This is a genomic window from Haliscomenobacter sp., assembly GCF_033763495.1.
Classification (GTDB): Bacteria; Bacteroidota; Bacteroidia; order Chitinophagales; family Saprospiraceae; genus Haliscomenobacter.
The window spans coordinates 1-22,510 of sequence record NZ_JANRKL010000169.1 but is presented as its reverse complement, the minus strand read 5'-3'; the positions used below and the strand labels follow the sequence as shown (position 1 = coordinate 22,510).

The window sequence follows — 22,510 nt, the reverse complement described above, 5'->3', positions numbered from 1 at the left end:
TTTCCCACAAACATAATAATAATGCTGCGCAATTCGGAATATTCTGTGCATTTGACTTAATCTCGGATGCATAAGCTCCAAAATTGTATTATATGAAAAAATTGTGTACTTTTAGCTTGCAAGGAAATGAAACCTCGTTCTCCTATGAAAAACTTCCTGAATCATTTCCTGCGTTTGAACGATACAACAGTGCCCCTAGAGAACAAACTCTCTGATATTGTTACTTTTGGGACTTTCGTCAGCGTGGGAGTTGGGCTTATTCAGAACATCGCCATTGGCATCCACTGGTTTGTCAACTCGATGCTCGGTGGAACCATGCTGGTCAGCGTGATCTGTTTTTACTTGTCCCGATATAAAAATCGTTTTCGTCAAATCCGACCTTATTTTCTCGCTACAATTGGTGCTTTTTTGGCCATCTCCTGGTTTGCCAACTATGGTGTCAGGGGGCCTTCCTTGGTGTTGATGGCCATGTTCGCCGTACTAGGGGCTTTGTTGATCAAAAAAAGAAACAACATCCTTTTTTTTATTGCATTAGCCTTTTTGTCTACGGTACTCTTATTGATTGAGTTGTATCACCCTGAAACCTTGCGGGTTTACCAATCTGATTTACAATTGCAGCTGGACTTGTTCAATACCTACATTTTTGGGATTGTTTTTTTGGCGCTCACCATTTCTTTTTTCAAAAGTAGTTACGAGGAGGACCGGGAAGCATTGATTCAAACCACCGAACGCCTGGAACGTTCGCAAGAAGAAATTCTTCAGGAAAAGGAGAAGGCGGAGAAAGCCGAACGCGCCAAAACCGAGTTTTTGGCCAACATGAGCCACGAAATTCGTACCCCACTCAATTCCATTATTGGCACTGCTGATTTGCTCAATGAGACCGAACTTACGCCCCGCCAGCAGGAGTACCTGGAAACCATAAGCATCAGCAGCAGGCATTTGCTTGGCTTGGTGAGTGATGTACTGGATATGTCACGGATTGACCAGGGACGGCTGTTTCTGGAAAGTCAGGATTTCCAATTGACAAGCTTGATGGACAGCACCCTCAAACTGTTCAGCAATGAGCCTAAAATCAGCAAAAAGCAATTGACGTTAAACTTGCAGATTGCTCCCAATACACCAGAAAACCTGCGAGGGGATGCTTATCGATTGCGGCAGGTGATCGTGAATTTGGTCAGTAATGCCATCAAATTTTCGAATACGGGCACCATCGAAGTAAAAGTTGCCAAAAAAGCGGTTCAGGTACCCGGTAAAATTTGTATTGTTTTTGAGGTAAAAGACCATGGAGTAGGAATTGCTGAAGAGGATTTACCAAAATTATTCAGGCCTTTTTCCGAAATAAAAACTGCAACCCAACATCCATTTAAGGGGGCTGGATTGGGTTTGGCGATTACCCATACCATTGTTACCATGATGGGAGGGGAAATTAAAGTAGAAAGTCATTTAAACCAGGGGAGCACTTTTACCTTTTGTGTGCAACTGGAGGCGGGCATTCCACCCATTCAAATTCCCGAAAATAGTGGTGGAGAAGAAGGCAAACTGGCTGATATATATCCCTTGAGTATTTTGGTTGCCGAAGACAATATCCTCAATCAAAAACTGATTGTGCGCATCATGGAACATTACGGTTACCACATCGATATTGTCGGCAATGGGAAGGAGGTGCTTCAAAAGCTGGCCCAACAAGATTACGACCTTATTTTTATGGATGTTCAAATGCCTGAACTAGATGGCATTGGTGCTACTCGTGCACTCCGTCAACTCAGCACGGCTCAGCCTTATATCGTAGCTATGACAGCAGCAGCAGCTCCCGAAGACCAGGAAGCTTGTTTTGCCGCAGGTATGAATGATTATGTGGTCAAACCGATTTCAATGACCAAAATTCGGTCTTTGATTCCGAAATGGAAGGAGGGAGTAAGAGAGATGAAAGGTGAAAGATGAGAAGGCTACCGCAGCTCTATTGACAAGGACTTTGTCCAAGTCTCTGCGGTAGCCTCTTTCATCTCTTATCTTTCATCTTTTACTTCAAATCCAGCAAGAACCCAATCGTAAAATTGGCATCCCAATCAAACACAAAGGTTTTGCAGCCCGTTTCATCAGCAAAAGCCTTATAGATATTCAATCCTGATTTTTGTTTGCCGCCTTCTGCTTTAATGTCTTCGGGTTTGGTTAGCACGGTATACCTTTCTTTGCCATTGCGAATGGCTTTCGCAAACTCAAAGGGAATACCACCAATGATGAAGCAAACCTTGCGTTTGGAAGCAGGAATTTGGGCAGCAATGGAAGCCGCTTCGTCGTATGCATCTTGGTCACTTACATTGTTTTGGTAGTACTTGGAGCCATAGGTTTCACCACTTTTGATCTCACCCCCTTCCATCCAGGAAACCTTGGTGTTGCCCGAACCAATGTCCAATACAAAGGCTTCATTGGCATAGGAGGCGGGCAATACACACTTGAGGGCATAGGCACCTTCCTGATCCGCAGTTACAGGGTTGACGAAATATTTGAGTGATTTGAGACCCTTAGAGATTTTTTGGGTTTCCGGTGTTTTGAGCGCACCGGAACTGACCACAAAGTGAATGTCTTTTCCGGCTACACCATAAGCAAGCATGTTGCCGATGTAATTTTTGAGCCCCGCACGTACATCATCGTCGGTAGCCATGTTCTCGTAAACCAGACTGGAGCCAAACTCGGCTTTTTCCAATTTCCAGGTCTTTTTAGCATCAACAGTGACAATAAATGAGTTGAACCCTGAGGCCCCCAATTCGACAACCCCTTTCATTTTGCCATTGACAGGAGCAGGAGGCAAATAGCTGAAAGCTGGACGTGTAGTGGTATTCTTTGATTTGGTGGTACTGGGTTTTTCTTCTTCTTCCTCAACGGGTTTGGCCGGAGAGGTGGTCTCTTCAGTTGTAGTGGTAGATGGGGTGGTATTTTGTGGCAAAAATTTACGTACCGCAAAAAAGATCCCCACGGCAACCAGCGCCAGAATTAAAATTTTGGCAAAAGGTGTAAGCTTCATAGATTGAAAAATTTGGTTTTGAAGATGTCCGAAATTTAGGAATATTTAGCGCATTCTGGGATTTTATTTGTCCCTCAAAAAATTAGACGAAGATTTATTCATAAGTCATGCCTTCTTTTTTTATTTTCGTTTCTTTCCCTAGTGGAATATTATTTGTTCACCCAAGCCTTTCACAAAATATGAGTACAACGACACGCTTTCAATTGATGGTCATGATGTTTTTGGAGTTCCTGATTTGGGGCTCCTGGTATGTTACAATGGGAACCTACCTGGGGGACAACCTTATGGCAACTGGAGTACAAATTGGCCTGGCCTACCAAACCGTGAGCATCGGTGCTATTATTGCGCCATTCTTCATCGGTCTGATTGCTGACCGTTTTTTCCCGGCGCAGCGCATTTTGGGCGTGTTGCACCTGATCGGTGCAGTAGTGTTGTACCTGTTGGGGCAACAAAGTACTTTTAATGGCTTTTATCCCTTGATCCTTATTTACATGTTGTTGTACATGCCCACTTTGGCCCTGGTCAATGCAGTAGCTTTTCGGCAAATGAGCGATACATCAAAAGAATTCCCCCCGGTGCGGGTATTGGGCACCATCGGCTGGATTGTGGTCGGTAATATTATTGCGTATTTGGCATTGGAAAAAACAAAATCCCTGGATCAAACCTTTTTGATTGGAGCAATTGCTTCCGCCGCATTGGGTGTTTTTAGCTTTTTTCTCCCCAACACGCCTCCACCCAAAAGTAAAGAAGAAAAAATCTCCATCAGTGATATCCTGGGCCTGGAAGCACTGGGTATGCTGAAGAATCCGTCTTACCTGATCTTTTTCATCGGCTCCATTCTGGTTTGTATTCCGCTTTCCTTTTACTATAACTTTGCCAATCCTTTTTTGAACGAAGCAGGGATGATAGGCGCTGCGGGTAAAATGAGTTGGGGGCAAATCAGCGAAATTGCTTTCATGTTGGTTTTGCCGGTAGCCTTGATTCGCTACGGGATTAAAAAGATTTTACTGGTGGGAATGTTGGCCTGGGCGCTGCGCTACATCTGTTTTGCCTACGGCGATGCCGGAGCCAACTACTGGATGTTGATCGTGGGGATTATTCTACATGGCGTTTGTTACGACTTTTTCTTTGTAACTGGTCAAATTTATACCGAACAACAAGCAGGGGTGCGCTTTAAAAGTTCTGCTCAAGGTATGATTACCCTGGCAACTTACGGCATCGGGATGTTCATCGGATCCTACATCAGTGGTTACGTAGTCGATATGTACAATGCCGATGGCGTGCACAACTGGACTTCGATCTGGATGGTGCCTGCCGGATTGGCGGTGGTGATTTTGTTGGGCTTTGCGTTCTTTTTTAGAAGTGAAAAATGAAAAGATGAAAGATGAAAGATGAAAGATGAAAGATGAAAGTGGTAACGCAAATGCTCATCTCTCATCTCTCATCTCTCATCTCTCATCTCTAATTTACGCTTTCTTAAACGTCATCGTCGAAGTCTGCGTACCTCGGGCGTCATTGAACTTGCTGACCATGACGACCTTCATACCAGTAGCCTGTTTATTGATAAAGAGGGTTCGAACCACAAATCCTTGATTGTAGATGGCCTGGTGGGTATAATTTGGGTTGCCATTCAGGGCGACAACCTGAGTTTTTCCCCAGTCACAATCTTGAGGAGAACACTGGCCCCAGGTTGCGATGTTTTTGCCACTGTCTACAAAGTTGATCTTGGTCAAACCACCAGTGTTGGGATCTACATTCACCCAATTGTCAAGTAAGGCGACAATGACACCAGGGTTGGTAACAATCCCAGGATTAACCAGTACCAGATTGGCTTTGGCCTTTACCCATATTGCCCGGCGACCGATGTTGTTGGCGTTGTACTTGATCCACATCAAACCACCCATACCCCAGTCGGTTCCCCAAGAGTTTTTGATCAACCAGGCACCTTTGGCGTCGTCCCAGCCAATGATTTGTACCACGTGGTTGGAAGTAGGGCTGTTGTAATTGCTGGCAAAACCAGTGAATACACCCGCCACATAGTTTTGGAACAAACCATCTACCATCACACTGGAAGCGACTGAACCATATTTGCAAATGGCTTCCTTGATTTTAGCTACAGAGGCGATACCCGTATAAGTAGCGGCAGGATCAGCCAGGCCCCATGCTTCCGCTTTGTAAGTGGTAGCAGGTTTGGGTTGGCAAGCGGTATAGGAAGTGGTATAAGGATAGGTAGCTTCGGTTGCTACGCTGTTGTTGCCGTCCACCCACCACTGGTAAACCAGGTTGGACATCCCGCCACCACAATCACCACCACCGGAACAGGAGAGCACTTGTTGTTCGGAAAGATTCAGTGCATTGGCCGCGCCGCCGTTTACTTTCAGGTAATTGGACTCATAGGCTGCTACGGTACCAAAAGCCCAGCAACTACCACATCCACCCTGGTCACGGACCGGAGTAACATGCCCCTTGCTGCGGGCATCGTAAGCCGCCAGACCTGCATTACATGCCAACACACCTGGATCGATGGTGAAGGTCTTGGTGCGCAGGTAATTGTTGATGACCTGCATTTGTTGAGGGTTGGGTTCCCGCTCACCGGTGATTTGGGGGATGGGGCGACCCGACACAGAGGTAAAACCTACTGCAAAAGGTAATTTTTGGGTTGCAATAAACTGGCGTTGTTGTTGCAGCTCCAGTTTGATGGGCTGTGGCGCCTGAATTTCGCGGTTGATGTAAATCTGGGGAACTTGGACTTGAGCGTACATGCTACAAGCGCTCAACAACAGGGCAAAAAGGTAGAAAGGCTTGGTAAAGCCAACAAAGCTTAACTTTTTCATGGTAATCTGCTTAAAGGGTTGGTGATAGAATTTTGGGATTTATGGGGGTGGAAGGTACTTCTGGTTTAAAAGACAGTACCTTCCAGGGTTTTTAGTCAATCTGTACGGTGTAGCTTTCTCGTTTGGCATCCGCAGGAATTTGCTTGTTAAAAGGCCTCCGGTACACAAAATCCAGCGTGGTCTTGCCTTGTTTCAATGCTTTGAACACAAATACATCCATGCCTGATTTTCCGTCGGTGCTTTTTTCAGATTCCTGATGGGTTTGTTTGTCCAGGTGTACAAATTGGCTGTCCACTGGATTGGCCAAAGCCCAACTGTAGCCGGTCGCGATACTGCCGGGTAACTCAATCGTAAACTTTTCGCCAGCTTTGGCGCGAATGGTGTGTTGTTCAGGGATCATGTCAGGGTCAGTTTGGCATTGTGCCAGAATAAATAGAAAGCTGATCAACCATTTCATAACTATGATTTTGGTGAACGTTCATAGGTAGGTGTGGGAGAGGGGAGGAGGCGTTCCAAGTTTTTGGAATTTTTTTTGAAAAAAACTTTTAAACAATAAATGCTGCACTCTAAAAGTTAAGGAACGGAGGCACAAAAGGCCCTTTCGCAACATTTTTTTATGTAATTTTATCAGTCTTTGCATCCGGTGCTTGATAAACATACCACGATGAAAAACAATCAGCAATCCTTAATCCAATGGACACTTCTGGCTTTAGCCAGTACCCTTGTCATTTTAACTGGCTTTGGCAAAAATCTTTTTTCAACCCAACACCAAATGACCTTGAAAGACTATCCTAAAGAATGGAAACAAATTGACTCCCTGGAAAATCAGGGACTACTGCGCACTGCACTGGAAAAAGTGGACGCGCTTTACGCTCGGGCGAAACAGGAGAAAGAATCGGCCCAGTTGCTAAAAGCCCTGATTTACCGCAGCAAATACTTGGCTAACCTGGAAGAAAACGGTGAAATCCTGGCCATCAACCGCCTACGTGAAGAAGTGAATGGGGCTACTTTTCCCGAAAAAAACATCCTTCAGTCCATGTTGGGGCAGTTGTACCAAAAATACCAGACTGAAAACTACTGGCGCCTCAACGATCGCACCACCATTGCTGATTACAAACCCGACGACTTGGCTACCTGGTCGGCAGAGCAAATCCAGGATGAAAGCGCCAAACTTTACCTGGCTTCGGTGGAAGGTCAGGGTTTGCGCAGTACGCCTTTAAAAAACTTCGACCCCATTTTGTTGCCTGGAGTCAATACAGAAGGCTTGCGGCCAACTTTATTCGACGTGTTGGCGCACCGGGCCATTAGTCATTTTGCAAATTCACGCAGCCGGGTGGCTACACCTGCGTATAAATTTTACATTGATAATCCAGCTGCCTTTGCTGAAGCGGCCAGTTTTGCCTCGGCAAATTTCCCCAGCAAAGATGAGGTTTCGTACCATCGTCGGGCTTTATTGTTGTATCAGGAAGTACTCAAAGCACACCTGAACGATCCTGCACCTGATGCATTGATCGATGCAGATTTGTTGCGCCTCGATTTTGTAAAAGAAAATGCAACCCTTGCCAATAAAGAGGATTTGTACCTGGCTGCTTTGGAGGCTTTGGTTAAAAAACACCCGACCCATCCTGCTACTGGTGGAGCTACCTACCGCATGGCCCAACACTTTGCCCAAAAGGGTCGATTGTACAATGCTCAGGACAAAAGCACCGAAAAATACCGCCTCGATCTGAAAAAGGCCAAAGCGATCTGTGAGGATTGTATCAAAAAATTCCCCAAATCGAATAGCGCACAACTGTGCAAAAACCTGATTGCCAGCCTTGGCAACCGCAGTGTAAACCTGCAGCTGGAAGAAGTGAGCAGCCCTAAAGAGCCCATTTTGATTCAGATTGGTTTTCGCAACGCCAACAAAACCTTCCTGCGTCTGGTGCAGCTTACTCCAGAACAACGCGATAAACACCGCAAGATGCGCCAGGAAGATGGTGATGCATTTCTGCGCAAACTCAAACCCGTCCGGAAGTGGACGGCAACCTTGCCAGATGACGGTGACCTGCAAGAACATTTCACCGAAATTAAAACCGATGGTCTCGACCTGGGCTTTTACGCCCTCATCGCAGCCGACGACGAAGCTATGGGTAATAAGGAACGCCGCCCGGCCATTGCCTTTTTCCACGTATCGAACTTCGGCATCCTGACCCGCAACGATGATACAGGTGCCCTGAATTTGGTAGTGGTGAATCGCCAAACGGGCGACCCTATCCCCGGTGTAGAAGCGACTTTTTTCAGCAATGAATACAATCGGACTTCCCGTACCTACGATGACATAGAAATTGGCAAAGCCAAAACGGACGCCGATGGCTTCGTTTCTTCCAATGTACGCGACCGCTCTATCCGTGTACGTTTCGTCCAGGGCAAAGACTATCTGTACCTGAATGACAGCTACTACAGTTACAGCCGGGAACAGCGTGAAGACATTACTCAAACTACTTACTTTTTCCTGGATCGCGCCATTTATCGGCCTGGACAAACGATCTACTTTAAAGGTATCGCGGTGGAAAACCGCCCCAATCAGAAGCCCGTCATTTTGACCAATACCAAAGTGACTGTGACTTTTTATGATGCCAATAGTCAGGAAATTGAACGCAAAGAACTGGTGACCAACGCTTATGGCTCCTTCAATGGCACTTTTGTAGCTCCTGCGGGCGGCCTCCGCGGACGCATGAGCTTGATCAGTAGCATTGGAGCTTCTTCGACCAGTTTCAACGTAGAAGAATACAAACGTCCAACTTTTGAAGTAGCCCTCAAGCCGCTGGAAGGAGAAGCCAAACTGGATCAGGAGATAACCGTCAAAGGTGACGCCAAAGCTTTTGCGGGCAACAACATCACCGGGGCCAAGGTGACTTACCGCGTAGTGCGCCAAACCCGCATTCCCTGGTGGATGATGTGGCGCTGGGGTGGTTACTGGCCGGGGAATAGCGAAGAGCAGGAAATCGCCCAGGGCGAAACCCAAACCGACGACGAGGGCTTGTTCAGCATCAGCTTCCAGGCCATTCCCGACCGAAATGTGGCGGCGGCGGACAAACCCGAATTTCAATTCACCGTCTACGCCGATGTGGTGGACATCACTGGTGAAACCCATTCTACCCAACGCAGTGTGACCATTGGGTACATTGGTTTGAATGTGGAATTGGATTTGGCGGAAAAAATGAATCAGGCCAAAACCTATTACCTGGGCATCCGTACCCAAAACCTGGACGGGCAATTCCAGGCGGCCAGCGGGCGTGTAAAAATTTACCGCCTGCAAGGGCCCGCACAACCATATCAGAATCGACTTTGGGATGCTCCAGATCGCCCCAGCATTGCTGAAAAAGATTTCCGGGCTGCTTTCCCCAACCTGCCATTTGGCCAGGAGGATAAACCTGAAAACTGGGCCAAGCAGGAAGTAGTTTTGGATCAAAATTTCAATACTGCTCAAAATGACAGCATTGCACTGCCGATGATGAACCTCAATGCTGGTCATTACGCAGTGGAGTTGAGTACACAAGATGCCAAAGGAGAAAAAATTGAATTCACCAAATACTTCCAGACTTACAACAGCGTAAGCAAACAAATACCCGCCAATACCATCCTGATGCGGGAATGGGACCAAAGCAGCTTTGAGCCGGAAGAAATGGCCGACCTCATGATGTACTCTGGTTTGCCGAACCTCAAAATCCTGATCGAAACTGAAAAAAATAACCGTATTCGCGACCGCAAATGGATCAGTCTCCAAAAATGGGCGGAGGAAAGTTACCTGGTGAAAGAAGCCGACCGCGGCAACGTGCAGTACCTGCTCGCCTACGTATGGAACGGCCGTGCCTACAGCGATCACCTGACCTTGAATGTGCCCTGGAGCAGTCAGGAGTTGAAAGTAGAATACCAGAGCTTCCGCGATAAACTCAAACCCGGTCAGGACGAAGAATGGCGCTTGCGCATCAGCGGCCCGAAAGGTGAACAAGTGGCGGCAGAAATGGTGGCAGCGCTATACGATGAATCCCTGGACCAGTTTGCTACCAACAGTTGGTACATGTGGCCTTTTGGCAGCCAGTCTTACTCATCGTATCGCTGGAACAACCAGGCTTTTGGAGCAACTTCCGCCAATTATTTCATCAGCACCAATCAAGGTGAAGTGGCTGGTCGTGCCTACCCAAGACTGAACTGGTTTGGTTACATTTACGACGAAGATGGTGGGTATGTAAACCGAATGATGGGGGGGCGCGCCCGTACCATGATGCGTAGTGCGCCTGCTGCTGCAATGATGGATGCAGTACAAGAAGAGGCAGCGATGGCAGCGCCGGCAGAAAAAAGTGTAGTAGCTTATGCTGAGCCAGTAGTAAAAAAAGACGAAGAAGTGGTGGAAGATAAGCCTACTCCAGTGGGCAGTGAAAAGCCGAAGCCCGCTGACTTCCAACCCCGCACCAACCTCAAAGAAACGGTTTTCTTCATGCCAGAACTGGCGACCGATGCCAGTGGGGCCATCCTTATCAAATTCAAGATGAACGAGGCGCTGACCCGCTGGAAATTCCTGGGCCTGGCGCATACCAAAGACCTGAAAATTGGCAGCACCACCCGCTCGGTGGTGACCCAAAAAGAACTGATGGTGCAACCCAACGCGCCACGATTCCTGCGCGAGGGGGATGAGATAGAGTTTACGGCCAAGGTGAGCAACCTGAGTGGGCAAGTCCTCACCGGGATGGCTTCCTTGCAGTTGTTTGACGCAGTAAACGGCCAGGCAATCGATGGTCAATTGTCGAATAACAATAGCTCGCAGTCCTTTACGGTGGCGATTGGCCAATCGCCACCGCTTTCCTGGAAGTTGAAAATACCTGTGGGCGGCGCCAGCGCGGTGACTTACCGGGTGATGGCTTCTGCGGGTAGCTTTAGTGATGGGGAGGAAAGTGCCTTGCCTGTGTTGAGCAACCGCATGTTGGTGACGGAGACTTTGCCGTTGTTTGTCCGCAGCAAGCAAAACAAAAACTTCACCTTGGCTTCGATGGGCGAGGGCTTCAAGTCGAGCACCATGCAGCCGCACCAGTTTACGTTGGAGTTCACTTCCAATCCAGCCTGGTTGGCGGTGAAGGCACTGCCGTACCTGATGGAATACCCACACGAGTGCTCGGAGCAGATTTTTAGTCGCTATTACGCAAACACCCTGGCCGCACACGTAGTGGATCAACACCCCAAAATCCGGCAGGTGTTCGACAAGTGGAAAGGCTCAGCAACGGCTTTGCAAAGCAACCTGCGCGCCAATCAGGAACTAAAATCGGTCCTCCTGGAAGAAACGCCCTGGGTACTGGAGGCACAAAGTGAAGAAAAACAACGCCAACAAATCGCCATCCTCTTCGACCTCGACCGTATGGCCAACGAAGAGGTAGCAGCCCTCGGCAAATTGCGCGAACGCCAACTGGCCGACGGCGGCTGGAGCTGGTTCCCTGGCGGTGATGGCAGCTGGTACATCACCCAACACCTGGCCTCGGGCTTCGGTCACCTGGCCAAATTGGGCGTAAAACCCAAACTGTCGAGTGATGAAATGGCCCTGAAAGCCATCGAATATTGCGATGCTCAAGTGGCCAAGGCCTATGAGGAGTTGAAAAAAGCAGAAAAGGAAAAACGCCTGAAGTTGTCCGACGATAACCTCTGGGACATGTACATCCACTACCTGTACACCCGCAGCTTTTATCCCAAAGCGACCAGCACCAAAGACGCTACCGAAGCGCGCAACTACTTCATCCAGCAGGCCAAAACTTACTGGACCAAAAAGGGCAATTACCAGCAGGGTATGTTGGCACTGGCGCTGCACCGTTTTGAGGACAAAACCACTCCTGCACAGATCGTAAAATCGCTGGGAGAACGCGCCATCCGCTCCGAAGAGCTGGGTATGTACTGGAAATCGCCCGCGGGCTACTACTGGTACGAAGCGCCAATCGAAACGCAGTCGCTGATGATCGAACTCTTTGCCGAGGTTGGCAAAGATGAAAAAGCGGTGGACGAACTGAAGGTATGGCTGCTGCGCAACAAACAGACCACCCACTGGAAAACCACCAAGGCGACTTCGGAAGCGATCTACGCGCTGCTCGTGACCCAAGGCAAGGTGGACATGCTGGCCGACGCCCAACCGGTGAAACTGGAGTTCAAACAACTGAAGAATAAAGCGGCACAGGCGAGCATCGGCAAAGCGCAAAACGACGCCGAACCCGGTACCGGCTACTTCAAAACCTCCTGGAAGGGCAAAGACATCCAGCCAGGTATGGAGCAGGTGAGCGTGAGCAACCCCAACGCGGGCATCGCCTGGGGCGCCATGTACTGGCAATACTTCGAACAACTGGACAAAATCAAAGGCTTCGAAGCAACGCCGCTGACGCTGAAGAAAAAACTCTTCAAAGAGGAAAAAACCGCTACCGGCCTGAAACTACGCGAGATCACCGCCACCGAGCCCCTGCGCCCCGGCGACAAACTGATCGTACGGGTAGAATTGCGCTCCGACCGCGATATGGAATACATTCACCTGAAAGACATGCGCGCCTCCGGCTTCGAACCGATGAACGTGCTGAGCCAATACAAGTACCAGGGCGGCCTGGGCTACTACGAAAGCACTGGGGATGCTGCGACGCACTTCTTCATCGATTACCTAAGGAAGGGGACTTATGTGTTTGAATATCCGCTGCGGGTGGTGCACAAAGGGGCCTTTTCGAATGGAATCAGCAGCATTCAGTGTATGTATGCGCCGGAGTTTAGTAGCTTTTCGAGTGGGGAGCGGGTTGAGGTGAAGTAATATTTCTTCTGTTTCATTGATTGTGAGAAGGGAGTGTCTGGTTGCCGGGCACTCCCTTCTCCATGATAAAGAGTAAATAAAAAGCACTGGATTTGTTCAAGATTTTGTTTTAATTTTATTGGCTTAAATCAATGGTATGTCTGAAGCAGTATTGTATCAATCGGTTCTGCAAAAACTGGGGCAACTTTCTCCACAAAATTTGGCGGAGTTGGATGCGTTTTTGGCAGTTTTGGTAAAGAAACAAACCAAGGGGGCTGTAACAAATGAGCAGCCTCTTTTGGATCAGTACTTTGGTGCGTGGAAGGACTGGGATGATGAAGAGTTTCAGGATTTTTTAGACCATACTAAAGAAGTACGGAAAGATCTTTTTTTTACCCGTGAAGTGGATTTATGAAAGAGGTGCTCTTAGATACGGATACCGTCTCTTTTTATTTGAAAGGTATTCCACACGTGAAATCTAAATTTGATGCTAACTATGCCGCCCAAGGTTACTTTAACATCAGCATTATGACTTATTACGAGATCATGAATGGCCTCCTTTTTAAAGATGCCAGGCGGCAGTTGGAATTATTTGAAGGTTTTAGCTCATTGTGTCGAATTTTGCCCATAACGGTTGAAATTGCACTAATTGCGGCATCGATATATGCCGATTTAAGGCGCAAAAACTTAATGATTGGTCACGCTGATGTACTGATTGGTGCTACTGCTTTACATTTTAATTTACAGATGGTTACCAATAATCAAGGACATTTTCAACGGATAGAGGGGTTGGAATTGGACAACTGGGCTTGAAAAGCGGTAATTGATGATGTTGAGAAAAGAAATTCAGCTATGGATAAGGTAAATCAATATTAAGAAGGGATCCTTTCTCTACTGACAGATTACGCCCAGTTTGGGAAACCAAGACCAGGACTGGAAACGCAAATCATCGCCGATAAAGAACGCAACCATTTTCAATTGCTGACTGTTGGCTGGCGGCATAACTCAAAATTTGTTTATGCCATCGCTTTTCACTTGGACATCAAAGATGGCAAAATTTGGGTGTACCAAAACAACACGGATGCCATGATTGGTGATGAATTGATGGAACGAGGGGTGGCTAAAAATGATATTGTGCTGGCGTTCCATGCGCCGTCCGAGCGGAAGTATACGGGGTTTGCGGTGGTGTAGGGTGTTATACGACCTTTTTGTATAAAAATGCCATTAAACTTTTTGTCTAGCACCCTTAAGTATTGATTAAGGAAAATTTAAACAAGGAATAAATTTCAAAGATTGGCTTTCAAATTGAATAAGTTTTCTTCTTTCCTTCATCAATCATTGCTAAAATTTTGTCGTCGACCTCAATCGAGCCAGGGAATTCATAGTCAGCAGGTTCTAGATTTTGCATTGTCTGAATCAAACTGTAAGTTGTTTTTTTATTAGGCTTAAATGAATGTCTGTTGGCTATACCATACATGTCTTTCAGTTTTTTAAATGATTTTTGAATATTTGAGTTTAAAAAAATTTCATCTAATTTTTGATTAATTACATCTCTGTATTCAGGGTTAATTTTGTAATTGATTTCATAATAAACATTAGTTAATGTTATTGCTAAATAGGGGGAATTAGTGAAATCAGGTTTTTCAACTATTAATCTAGTAAAAAAGGGGACAATAAAATTTTTATTAAAAAAATGAATCCCTAACCTAGTTTTGATTAAATTATAAAGATACACACTTGAATTTGATGACAATGAAATGACAATAGCTAACTCTTCTGGGATTTCTACGAGCATATGATAATTGGCAGGAATAATCCCTAAATTTAACAAATAAAGAGCAGTAAGGTATTCTTGGATGGATTTGTGTGAAAATTCATATCTATTAAACCCAGCTTGAATAAGAAGTCCATTGTGGCTTTCTATCTCATTGACTACCATTTGAACTTCATTTGATGGTAAGTCAAAGTCAGTACAAATTTTTAGATAAGAAACCTCAATTTCATGTTTTGAAAAAGAGGATTTTTTTAACTCGGTCGTAAATACAAAAGCTAATTTCGCCAAAAAATCAATTTTCCTTTCGTTTGTAAACCCAGCATATCTGGAAATTTTTTTTATCTGCCTTTGTTCATTCCAATCTTCTAGAAGTAAATGAATTATTTTTTGATATATAGATTTTGGTTTTTCAGGAATATCATCATTCCGTTCAAATAAAGCACATAAATGTGCCAAATTTAAAGGTCTCATTGCTGTATCATGATATGGAGAGTTAATGATTTTCTGAAAAAGTATTTTTTGTTTTTCTTTATTCCTAAACCACTTAGATATAAATGACTTTACTTGAGAATCTGTTAACGGAGAAATTTCAAAAGTTTTTGTATTTTCTAAATTATATTCAAATTCCCCGGTTCTAGATGTTACTACGATTTTTGAATTATTTAATGAATAAGCATAATTTTGTATTTCTTTGGCAATACTTTCTTTAGCAGTTGTTACTGGTATTTCATCAAATCCATCTATCAATATCAAGAAATTAAAATCATCTAAAAAACCTAGTAGCGCTTTGCTAACGAAATTATTGTATAATTCTCGTTTCTCAATATAATCTTCACTGAGTTCTCGCTTTTTTCTTTTTTCTTCATTTTCAAATTTTTCAGGAAGGGGGTACCTAAACTTAAAATTTAGGTCCTTGGCTAAATTCATTGACAAAATATTGTTATTCGCCATGTCTTCTAATTGAAAATTCAATTCCCTCAACCTAATTACTATTGGACAAATAAAATATTTTTCTACACTTTTGTCTTTCAGTTGGTTGAAACATAGGTATTTCAACAAAGTAGTTTTTCCAGCACCTGGACCTCCTAAAATAATAGAATGATATTCTTCGACTTTGAGAGCTTTTTTAAGCGCGATTCTTCTTTCTTCCTTATCATGATGAACCCGGCGAGGTGTTAGAAAAAAATCTACATGTACAAAAATATTATTTGTAAGTTTTGGGTTCTGTAAATCTTTAAAATTAACTTCTTTACTCCAATTTAGCGATTTTTTTGCATTTAACGCCAGGCCATTAATTAAGTCATTTTCATCAAAATTGAGGGCGATTAAATCTTCGATATCCAAACTGGAGCTATTTTTGTTTTCTTTGTGGATGTAACTCTTTAGTTTGTGTATAGTGGCATCAGCCATAGTATGGAGAACATATTCCCATCCTATACCATTAAAATCAATATCTAAATTTTCTAGCATTTGTTTTTCTATGTGGATGAAATAATTATTATTGGCTCTGGCAGTTCAAAGCAAATACCGCAATCTGCTTCGACGCTATCTCTTCCTCCCAATCTGATAATGTACGGATCATGGGTGATGATCCATTCATCTTTAGAGAGGGCTTCTTTTACAGAATTGTGGTAAATATCTTTTGCCATGTGATCATTAGGTAATCAAGGCGAAACTAATGCTTCAATCACCTGTTTCGCATCTTCCGGATTGACAGAGGGATAGCCTTCCAAAAAATCCTGTAAGTTGCTTACCCCGCTAATTAAATAATCAAATAGTGTTTTAACAGGTACACGTGTGCCTTTAAAAACAGGAGTTCCTCCCAAAATTTCAGGATCACTAATAATACTTTCCATCTCCTACATGTTTTAAACAAAAATAGGCTTTTTTCTTAAAAATTCAAAGTGTTTGTATCCAGTTGGGCCAATAGTGATTACCCTAACCTGAACCTCCACCACCTATTAATAAAAACTTACCGAAGCAAAGCCACCCATCAAACTTACAATTACACCAAAATAATTAGCACCCCCGATTTTTTTGTTAATTTTAGTACACCCCAACAAACCTGAAAACCTAGCCACTAACCTTTAACCATGAAAACCAACACCTTATTCATCCTCCTCATTCTTCTCCTCCTCAAAACCCTCCCCACCTTCGCCGACAACTACCCCAAAAACCTCAACATCGATGTGCTCCATTACAAATTTGAGCTCGTCCTTTCAGATGATACCGACCAAATCAGCGGCAAAACCAGCATCCGCATTTTTTTCAAAAAAGACGGCCTGGACAAGATCCGCCTCGACTTTGTCAATCAAACCGGAGCCATACAAAACAAAGGGATGATCATCGATTCCATCTACCAGTTGGGTCAAAAAATAAGTTACACCCATACCAGCAATGAATTGTGGATCAACCTGTCCAAACCTTCAAGCGCCAATACCGAAACCCAACTCACCATTGCCTACCACGGCATTCCTGCCGACGGCCTGCGCATTGGCCCCACCAAGTACGGCGACCGCAGCTTTTTTAACGAAAACTGGCCGAATCGTGCCCGACACTGGTTGCCCTGCATTGATCATCCTTACGAAAAAGCAACGAGTGAATTTGTAGTAAAAGCTCCTATCCAGTATCAAGTGGTTTCGAATGGTTTGCTGATGGAGGAGACTAGCCTTGATGCCAAAATCAAACTGACCCATTGGCGGCAAAATGTGCCCGTATCCTCCTGGTTGTATGTGTTGGGGGTGGCAAAATTTGCGGTACAATACGTAGGCTGGTTTGAAGGTAAATCCATCCAAACTTGGGTGTACGCCCAGGATCGGGAGGCTGGTTTTTACGACTTTGCGGAGCCCACCAAACAGGTGATGGGCTTCTTCAGCGATTACATTGGTCCTTACGTTTATGAGAAAGTAGCCAATATTGAAACCCCCAGCGTAAAAGGCGGCATGGAAACCTCATCTGCTATTTTTTACGGCGAAGAATTGGTAGATGGCAAGCGGAGCACCCGATTGCGCAATGTGGTCATTCACGAATTGGCGCACCAATGGTTTGGCAACGCGGTAACGGAATCAACCTGGGATGACGCCTGGCTCAGCGAGGGCTTTGCTACTTATTTCACCATGCTGTTTATCGAGCATGCTTATGGCAGAGAAGAGTTTGTGCAACAGTTGCTGAGTGCAAGGAAAACGACTTATGCCGCCCTGGCCAAAGACCCAGGTTATAAAATTGTGGACGATCGATCAGCGGAAAAAGGCCCGGTTACCAGTGGGCTGACCTACCAGAAAGGCGCCTGGATTTTGCACATGCTGCGCAAAAAAATCGGCGATCAAGCCTTCAATGCCGGTATTCGCGACTATTACCAGCGTTTCGTGAATGCCAACGCCACTACAACGGATTTCCGGCTGGCCATGGAAAGGGCTTCGGGTCAAGACCTACAAGGCTTTTTCCAGCAATGGCTGTACCAGGGCGGATACATTGCGCTGAAAGGCAGCTGGAAATACGATGCAGCCCAAAAACTGATCAAAATTTCCTTACAACAAACCCAACCTGAGGCCTACCATTTTGATGTTACCATCGAAGTGGGTGTTTACAAAACGGGGGAACTGCTGCCGAGTATATCGGTTCATCCCTTGTCTTCCCGAACCATCGAAATCAGCATTCCAGCAGATACCAAGCCGGAAAAAGTATTGCTTGATCCACAAACCGTACTGCTGGCCAATTGGGATTTTGAAGCAATTCAACCTATAACTAACACAAAAAAATGATTACACTCATCTGGATTTCCCTAGCCATTTTTACCATTGCATTTAGTGCGGTTTTCATCAGAGATGTCAATCGGCACAAGAGTGAACTCGAAGACAGCAGTTGGCTCAAAACCGGACTGATCGGCTTTGTGGTCAATTTTTTTGACGTATTGGGCATTGGTGCTTTTGCGCCGCAAACGGCCTTGTTGAAATTCACCAAACAAACCGAAGATCGCCTGCTGCCAGGCACTTTGAATGTAGCTAATACCCTTCCGGTGTTGATTCAGGCCCTGATTTTTATCACGGTGATCAAAGTAGAACCACTAACCCTTTTGTTGATGTTGGCTTCAGCAGCAGCCGGGGCAATTATGGGGGTTGGCATAGTGGCTCGACTGCCGGAAAAAACGATCCGGCTGGTTATGGGTGGCGCCTTGTTGGTGACCGCAGGTTTTATGTTGGCCCGCAACATGGAGTGGATCCAGGGTGGGGGAACTGCCATTGGTTTGGAAGGCAGCAAGTTGATTATTGGTGTGGTGGTCAATTTCATTCTGGGGGCCTTGATGACCGTGGGTATCGGATTGTACGCACCCTGTATGGCCCTGGTGTTTGCCCTGGGGATGTCGCCTCAGGTGGCTTTCCCGATTATGATGGGCTCCTGTGCGTTTTTGATGCCGCCTGCTTCTATTCGTTTCATCCTAGAAGGAGCTTACAACCGCAAGGCTGCCGTGGGCATGGCCTTACCGGGTATCGTTGCAGTACTCATTGCTGCCTTTATTGTCAAATCACTACCACTCGATACACTGCGTTGGGTGGTGATTGTGGTGATTTTGTATGCAGCCGGGGTGATGTTGCGGGCTGGGCTTAAGTGATTTGGGAAGTTGTCCCACCTTCAAAAAGTGGTACCATAGCCATTAATCAAGTGTGTACCTTGGCAACAAGTCTAACCTTCAAATCCTCTGCCAATGACCTGTACATTGCGTTCTATTTTTATGCTCTGGTTAAGTGCGAGCAACGTGTTTGCCCAAACCCTGCCTCAAGTATCCTTTGGCACCATCCAACGCCTTGAAAACTTCCAATCCCAATACGTTGATGCCCGCCACGTGGATGTCTGGCTGCCCGATGGCTTTACTTCGAATAAAAAGTATCCCGTGCTGTACATGCACGATGGGCAGATGTTGTACGATGCCAGTACCACCTGGAACAAAACGGCCTGGGATGTGGACGATGTGCTTGCCAGGCTGATTCAAAAAAAAGCCATCCCGGAGGTGATTGCAGTGGGGGTTTGGAATGGGGGCAAAACCCGGCACTCCGATTATTTTCCGCAAAAACCATTCGAGTCCTTGAGCACTGCCCAAAAAGAGGGAGTTTATGCGGCAGCCCGCAGCAACGGCGTATCGGTGTTCAATGCGCAAAAAATCAATTCCGACAATTACCTCAAATTCCTGGTGACTGAGTTGAAGCCATACATCGACAAAAACTTTGCAACCAAAACGGACCGAAAAAACACCTTCATTGCGGGCAGCAGCATGGGTGGCCTTATTTCCCTATACGCCATTTGTGAGTACCCGGAAGTGTTTGGCAGTGCTGCTTGCCTGAGTACCCACTGGCCAGGCATTTTCACAGTAGAGGACAATCCCATACCCGATGCATTTTTAGCTTACCTACGGGGCAACTTGCCCAACCCCAAAAACCATAAAATCTATTTCGATTATGGCGATCAAACCCTGGATGCGCTTTATCCTCCGCTGCAAAAAAAAGTAGACGAAGTCATGAAAGCCAAGGGGTACCAGAAAAAAAACTGGCTGACTCGCTATTTTCCAGGAGAAGAGCACAGCGAAAAAGCCTGGAACAAACGATTGGACATCCCTTTGTTCTTTTTACTAAAAAAATAAGGTCTGGAAAAAAGGAACCTGTATGGCCCGCTAGTTCAAGTCTTCACCCCTCAGCTCGCTAGAAATGGATAGACTTGGAGGAATCCTCCTTCACGATTGATCATCAAATCCCGGCAAATATGCCTCCGCTTTTTCCACACATCCAGCCCAAACCGGGTTTTGATGAATGTAGTCTACTCTTTGCCAGATCACTTTGAGCGAGACCAGCGCAACAGGATGATTGTCTGGTATCCAAAATTGATGGGTTCGACTATTGGACTTCTCCAAAAACCCCTCCCACACAATGATCTACTTCCAGCAAAGAAAACCACTATTTGCCGTTTATTTTGTCCGTTGCCGAATCACAATTGTGCCCTTGTTTTGGAAAGAACGATTGTCCGAACTCATTTTCACCTTCAAGACCGATGTATTTCCACGGTCAACCTGGGCAGTTCGATTGATGTAAAAGGTATTTTCGCCAGCTTTACGGGTGATGAATTCCTGCAAGGTATTGGGGTCTTCATCAAAGATGACCTCAGCCTTTTCTACCCACATGCCCGTAATGTTGACGGAGTTTAAAAAAACCACTTCGTATTGCCCGGGTTGTTGGATGAAAGGCGTCAGATCAATCGTAAGTTCCCCTCTGCCATCGATGAAGTTTTTTGTATCCCAAATTCCACATTCACGCCATTCTTTTGATTGATGAATGGGCGCCTTATAAATGAAATCGTCAACGTTGAATGCTGCGAAGGAACGGATCAAAGGGGTATTGACATGCTTGGTGATTTGCAGCCGTAACTTGGAGACCCGGGTAGTAGGGAAAAAGTCGATTTTGCGGGTTCCTACCGAACTGCCTTTAGCCAGTTCTACCCACTGGCCATCCACCAGCCCCTCGATGGTGTATTGCCGAATGCGGTGCCCCTGGCGGTAATCTTCACGCAGGATGGTATGGTTGATGCTGCTGGGTTGAGGGAAATTCAATTCAACCGCGGTTCCCTGCTGTTGTTGGATACTCAGGAGTGGTCTGGCAAAGCGCCGATCAATTTCACGGCCGAATTCAGCAAAACATTGGACATCTCCAGAGGGAATCAGGCCCGTTGTATCTGGTGTAGCGTTGAGCAAGAGTGTGCCACCGTGGCCAACAGATTGGTAATAAATCTCCATCAATTCAGGTAAACTGCGGCGCTTTTGCTCGTTTTTAGGTGCCCAAAACCAGTTGTGGTTGTAGAGCGGGACATCAGCTTCCAGAGGTGCCCAGGCATCGCCGTCGGGATCGTCGTCATACTGAGTGGCCACTCCGGTTTTGAGCATACTACTTTTCAGGCTATTCCATACGGGGTAATGCAAACGACCGCTCTCGCTTCCGGGCCAGCGGATACTGGCGTCGGTACTTTGAAAAATGACCGCTTTTTTCGCATGTTTTTTTAAAATGTCACTCATGGGCACTTTACAACTGCCATCAAACCATACTTCCAACATGTTGCCATAGCGGGTCAAGACCTCGGTCAATTGCTGTCGAAACACCTGATTGTAAGCAACTTGTTTGTTGGGATTCTTGGTCACCCCTCCACTGCCCAGTCCAGCGCCCCATTTAATGTCTCCGGGATAGATGTACACGCCTAAATTCAGCCCTGCTTTTTTACAAGAAACCGCCAAGTCGTGCAGTACATCTCCTTTACCGTTTTTCCAGGGAGTATTGCGGACGCCGTATTCGGTGGTCTGGGTTTGCCACCAGCAAAATCCACCAGCGTGTTTGGCGACAAAAATAATCTGTTTGGCGCCCCAGGATTGAGCGACCTGACACCATTGATCGGTGTTGAGTTTTTCGGGATTGATGCGAGAAAGGTCAAACGCCCCCGTTTCATCGTATTCCTGGCCAAGCCAGGTTGCTACGCCGAAATGGATAAACATAATGCGTTCCTGTTCTTGCCAGCGGTATTGAATAGCTGAAGGTTTGGCCAATGGCTTGTCTTGAGCCCAGGAGTGCACGGCCAACAATAAGGATAGGAGGGTAAGCAGGTAGGCAAAAAAACGCTGGATATTCATGGGCGCTGTCGATTTATTGAATGCTTAGCTTTGCTACTTAGGCGTGGAAAGCCTTCAAAAACTAGGGTATTGAAGCATGTCCTACACCTTCGTACCAGGTGGAATCGGTCGGCAAAGTAAAGAAAACAGGTGGCACTTCATACACTGGATAAGGCTGATGTGCAAATTGCCTTGCCGACCAAGTCGCCTAGAACTCCATTGGCGTTTTCATCAATAGAAACTTCCGCTTTGTCCACCTACCCTACCCAACCAGATTTTGAGGAATGTAGTCTACTTTTTGCCAGATTACTTTGGGCGAAACCAGCTTAATCGGGTGATTGTCTTGTAACCAAAATTGATACGTTCGGCTATTGGCATGGAATCGAGCATCTACCTAACCCATAACCGTACAGGCAATGTAATCAAAAACCTGCTGATCCTGACTGTGGTAACGAGA

Annotated in this window: 15 protein-coding genes and 1 pseudogene; 9 read left to right on the top strand and 7 right to left on the bottom strand. The window is 45.9% G+C overall.

Annotation, left to right across the window (positions count from 1 at the left end):
* Positions 1–144 precede the first annotated feature (144 nt).
* Entirely contained in the window at positions 145–1,941 is a 1,797-nt protein-coding gene (locus SFV55_RS18320; RefSeq protein WP_320030985.1) for an ATP-binding protein, read from the top strand.
* Between the two features lie 79 nt (positions 1,942–2,020).
* On the opposite strand, the gene SFV55_RS18315 is transcribed toward SFV55_RS18320, so the two are convergent.
* Positions 2,021–3,022 carry a hypothetical protein gene (locus SFV55_RS18315; protein WP_320030984.1) on the bottom strand — a complete coding sequence of 334 codons (1,002 nt, stop codon included), beginning with the start codon at positions 3,020–3,022 and terminating at the stop codon, positions 2,021–2,023.
* A 179-nt stretch (positions 3,023–3,201) separates the two neighbouring features.
* On the opposite strand from SFV55_RS18315, the gene SFV55_RS18310 reads away from it, so the two are divergent.
* Positions 3,202–4,395, top strand: coding sequence for a nucleoside permease (locus tag SFV55_RS18310; RefSeq protein ID WP_320030983.1), 1,194 nt, complete (start codon positions 3,202–3,204; stop codon positions 4,393–4,395).
* A 93-nt stretch (positions 4,396–4,488) separates the two neighbouring features.
* On the opposite strand, the gene SFV55_RS18305 is transcribed toward SFV55_RS18310, so the two are convergent.
* Together SFV55_RS18305 and SFV55_RS18300 are read right to left on the bottom strand one after the other, a co-directional pair.
* Entirely contained in the window at positions 4,489–5,856 is a 1,368-nt protein-coding gene (locus tag SFV55_RS18305; protein WP_320030982.1) for a C1 family peptidase, read from the bottom strand.
* A 91-nt stretch (positions 5,857–5,947) separates the two neighbouring features.
* Complete coding sequence (locus SFV55_RS18300; protein WP_320030981.1) at positions 5,948–6,313, bottom strand: protease inhibitor I42 family protein; 366 nt, start codon at positions 6,311–6,313, stop codon at positions 5,948–5,950.
* A gap of 207 nt (positions 6,314–6,520) precedes the next feature.
* Here SFV55_RS18300 and SFV55_RS18295 point away from each other — a divergent pair, with 207 nt between their 5' ends.
* The 4 genes and pseudogenes from SFV55_RS18295 to SFV55_RS18280 form a co-directional block, all read left to right on the top strand.
* Entirely contained in the window at positions 6,521–12,664 is a 6,144-nt protein-coding gene (locus SFV55_RS18295) for an alpha-2-macroglobulin family protein (protein WP_320030980.1), read from the top strand.
* Between the two features lie 136 nt (positions 12,665–12,800).
* The gene (locus SFV55_RS18290) at positions 12,801–13,058 is read left to right on the top strand and encodes a hypothetical protein (RefSeq protein WP_320030979.1); all 258 of its coding nucleotides are present in this window, start codon (positions 12,801–12,803) and stop codon (positions 13,056–13,058) included.
* Entirely contained in the window at positions 13,055–13,456 is a 402-nt protein-coding gene (locus tag SFV55_RS18285) for a type II toxin-antitoxin system VapC family toxin (protein WP_320030978.1), read from the top strand. The genes SFV55_RS18290 and SFV55_RS18285 overlap by 4 nt, the downstream gene beginning before the upstream one ends.
* Before the next feature lie 129 nt (positions 13,457–13,585).
* Positions 13,586–13,834: pseudogene (locus SFV55_RS18280) on the top strand (XisI protein); the annotation flags it as partial.
* 109 nt (positions 13,835–13,943) lie between these two features.
* Here the strand turns inward: SFV55_RS18280 and SFV55_RS18275 are convergent.
* Genes SFV55_RS18275 through SFV55_RS18270 form a run of 3 tightly spaced genes read right to left on the bottom strand, consistent with a single transcriptional unit; the run spans position 13,944 to position 16,273 of the window.
* The gene (locus tag SFV55_RS18275; protein ID WP_320030977.1) at positions 13,944–15,887 is read right to left on the bottom strand and encodes an NACHT domain-containing protein; all 1,944 of its coding nucleotides are present in this window, start codon (positions 15,885–15,887) and stop codon (positions 13,944–13,946) included.
* A gap of 8 nt (positions 15,888–15,895) precedes the next feature.
* Complete coding sequence (locus SFV55_RS30245; protein ID WP_413776721.1) at positions 15,896–16,066, bottom strand: element excision factor XisH family protein; 171 nt, start codon at positions 16,064–16,066, stop codon at positions 15,896–15,898.
* Between the two features lie 15 nt (positions 16,067–16,081).
* On the bottom strand, positions 16,082–16,273 hold the full coding sequence (locus SFV55_RS18270) for a DUF433 domain-containing protein (protein WP_320030976.1): 192 nt from the start codon (positions 16,271–16,273) through the stop codon (positions 16,082–16,084).
* Positions 16,274–16,510: 237 nt separating this feature from the next.
* Here SFV55_RS18270 and SFV55_RS18265 point away from each other — a divergent pair, with 237 nt between their 5' ends.
* The 3 genes from SFV55_RS18265 (at position 16,511) to SFV55_RS18255 (ending at position 20,049) form a co-directional block, all read left to right on the top strand.
* Positions 16,511–18,178 carry a M1 family metallopeptidase gene (locus tag SFV55_RS18265; protein WP_320030975.1) on the top strand — a complete coding sequence of 556 codons (1,668 nt, stop codon included), beginning with the start codon at positions 16,511–16,513 and terminating at the stop codon, positions 18,176–18,178.
* Positions 18,175–19,026, top strand: a complete 852-nt coding sequence (locus tag SFV55_RS18260; RefSeq protein WP_320030974.1) for a sulfite exporter TauE/SafE family protein — start codon at positions 18,175–18,177, stop codon at positions 19,024–19,026. The genes SFV55_RS18265 and SFV55_RS18260 overlap by 4 nt, the downstream gene beginning before the upstream one ends.
* Positions 19,027–19,119: 93 nt before the next feature.
* Positions 19,120–20,049 (top strand): alpha/beta hydrolase, encoded by a 930-nt coding sequence (locus tag SFV55_RS18255; RefSeq protein ID WP_320030973.1) that lies wholly within the window; start codon positions 19,120–19,122, stop codon positions 20,047–20,049.
* 321 nt (positions 20,050–20,370) lie between these two features.
* On the opposite strand, the gene SFV55_RS18250 is transcribed toward SFV55_RS18255, so the two are convergent.
* Positions 20,371–22,074, bottom strand: coding sequence for an alpha-L-fucosidase (locus tag SFV55_RS18250; RefSeq protein ID WP_320030972.1), 1,704 nt, complete (start codon positions 22,072–22,074; stop codon positions 20,371–20,373).
* Positions 22,075–22,510: the final 436 nt, after the last annotated feature.

Coding starts and splice junctions, on each gene's coding strand:
- SFV55_RS18250 (WP_320030972.1), bottom strand. CDS start 22,074: ATGAATATCCAGCGTTTTTTTGCCTACCTGCTTACCCTCCTATCCTTA.
- SFV55_RS18305 (WP_320030982.1), bottom strand. CDS start 5,856: ATGAAAAAGTTAAGCTTTGTTGGCTTTACCAAGCCTTTCTACCTTTTT.
- SFV55_RS18295 (WP_320030980.1), top strand. CDS start 6,521: ATGAAAAACAATCAGCAATCCTTAATCCAATGGACACTTCTGGCTTTA.
- SFV55_RS18310 (WP_320030983.1), top strand. CDS start 3,202: ATGAGTACAACGACACGCTTTCAATTGATGGTCATGATGTTTTTGGAG.
- SFV55_RS18255 (WP_320030973.1), top strand. CDS start 19,120: ATGACCTGTACATTGCGTTCTATTTTTATGCTCTGGTTAAGTGCGAGC.
- SFV55_RS18265 (WP_320030975.1), top strand. CDS start 16,511: ATGAAAACCAACACCTTATTCATCCTCCTCATTCTTCTCCTCCTCAAA.
- SFV55_RS18290 (WP_320030979.1), top strand. CDS start 12,801: ATGTCTGAAGCAGTATTGTATCAATCGGTTCTGCAAAAACTGGGGCAA.
- SFV55_RS18285 (WP_320030978.1), top strand. CDS start 13,055: ATGAAAGAGGTGCTCTTAGATACGGATACCGTCTCTTTTTATTTGAAA.
- SFV55_RS30245 (WP_413776721.1), bottom strand. CDS start 16,066: ATGGCAAAAGATATTTACCACAATTCTGTAAAAGAAGCCCTCTCTAAA.
- SFV55_RS18260 (WP_320030974.1), top strand. CDS start 18,175: ATGATTACACTCATCTGGATTTCCCTAGCCATTTTTACCATTGCATTT.
- SFV55_RS18320 (WP_320030985.1), top strand. CDS start 145: ATGAAAAACTTCCTGAATCATTTCCTGCGTTTGAACGATACAACAGTG.
- SFV55_RS18300 (WP_320030981.1), bottom strand. CDS start 6,313: ATGAAATGGTTGATCAGCTTTCTATTTATTCTGGCACAATGCCAAACT.
- SFV55_RS18270 (WP_320030976.1), bottom strand. CDS start 16,273: ATGGAAAGTATTATTAGTGATCCTGAAATTTTGGGAGGAACTCCTGTT.
- SFV55_RS18315 (WP_320030984.1), bottom strand. CDS start 3,022: ATGAAGCTTACACCTTTTGCCAAAATTTTAATTCTGGCGCTGGTTGCC.
- SFV55_RS18275 (WP_320030977.1), bottom strand. CDS start 15,887: ATGCTAGAAAATTTAGATATTGATTTTAATGGTATAGGATGGGAATAT.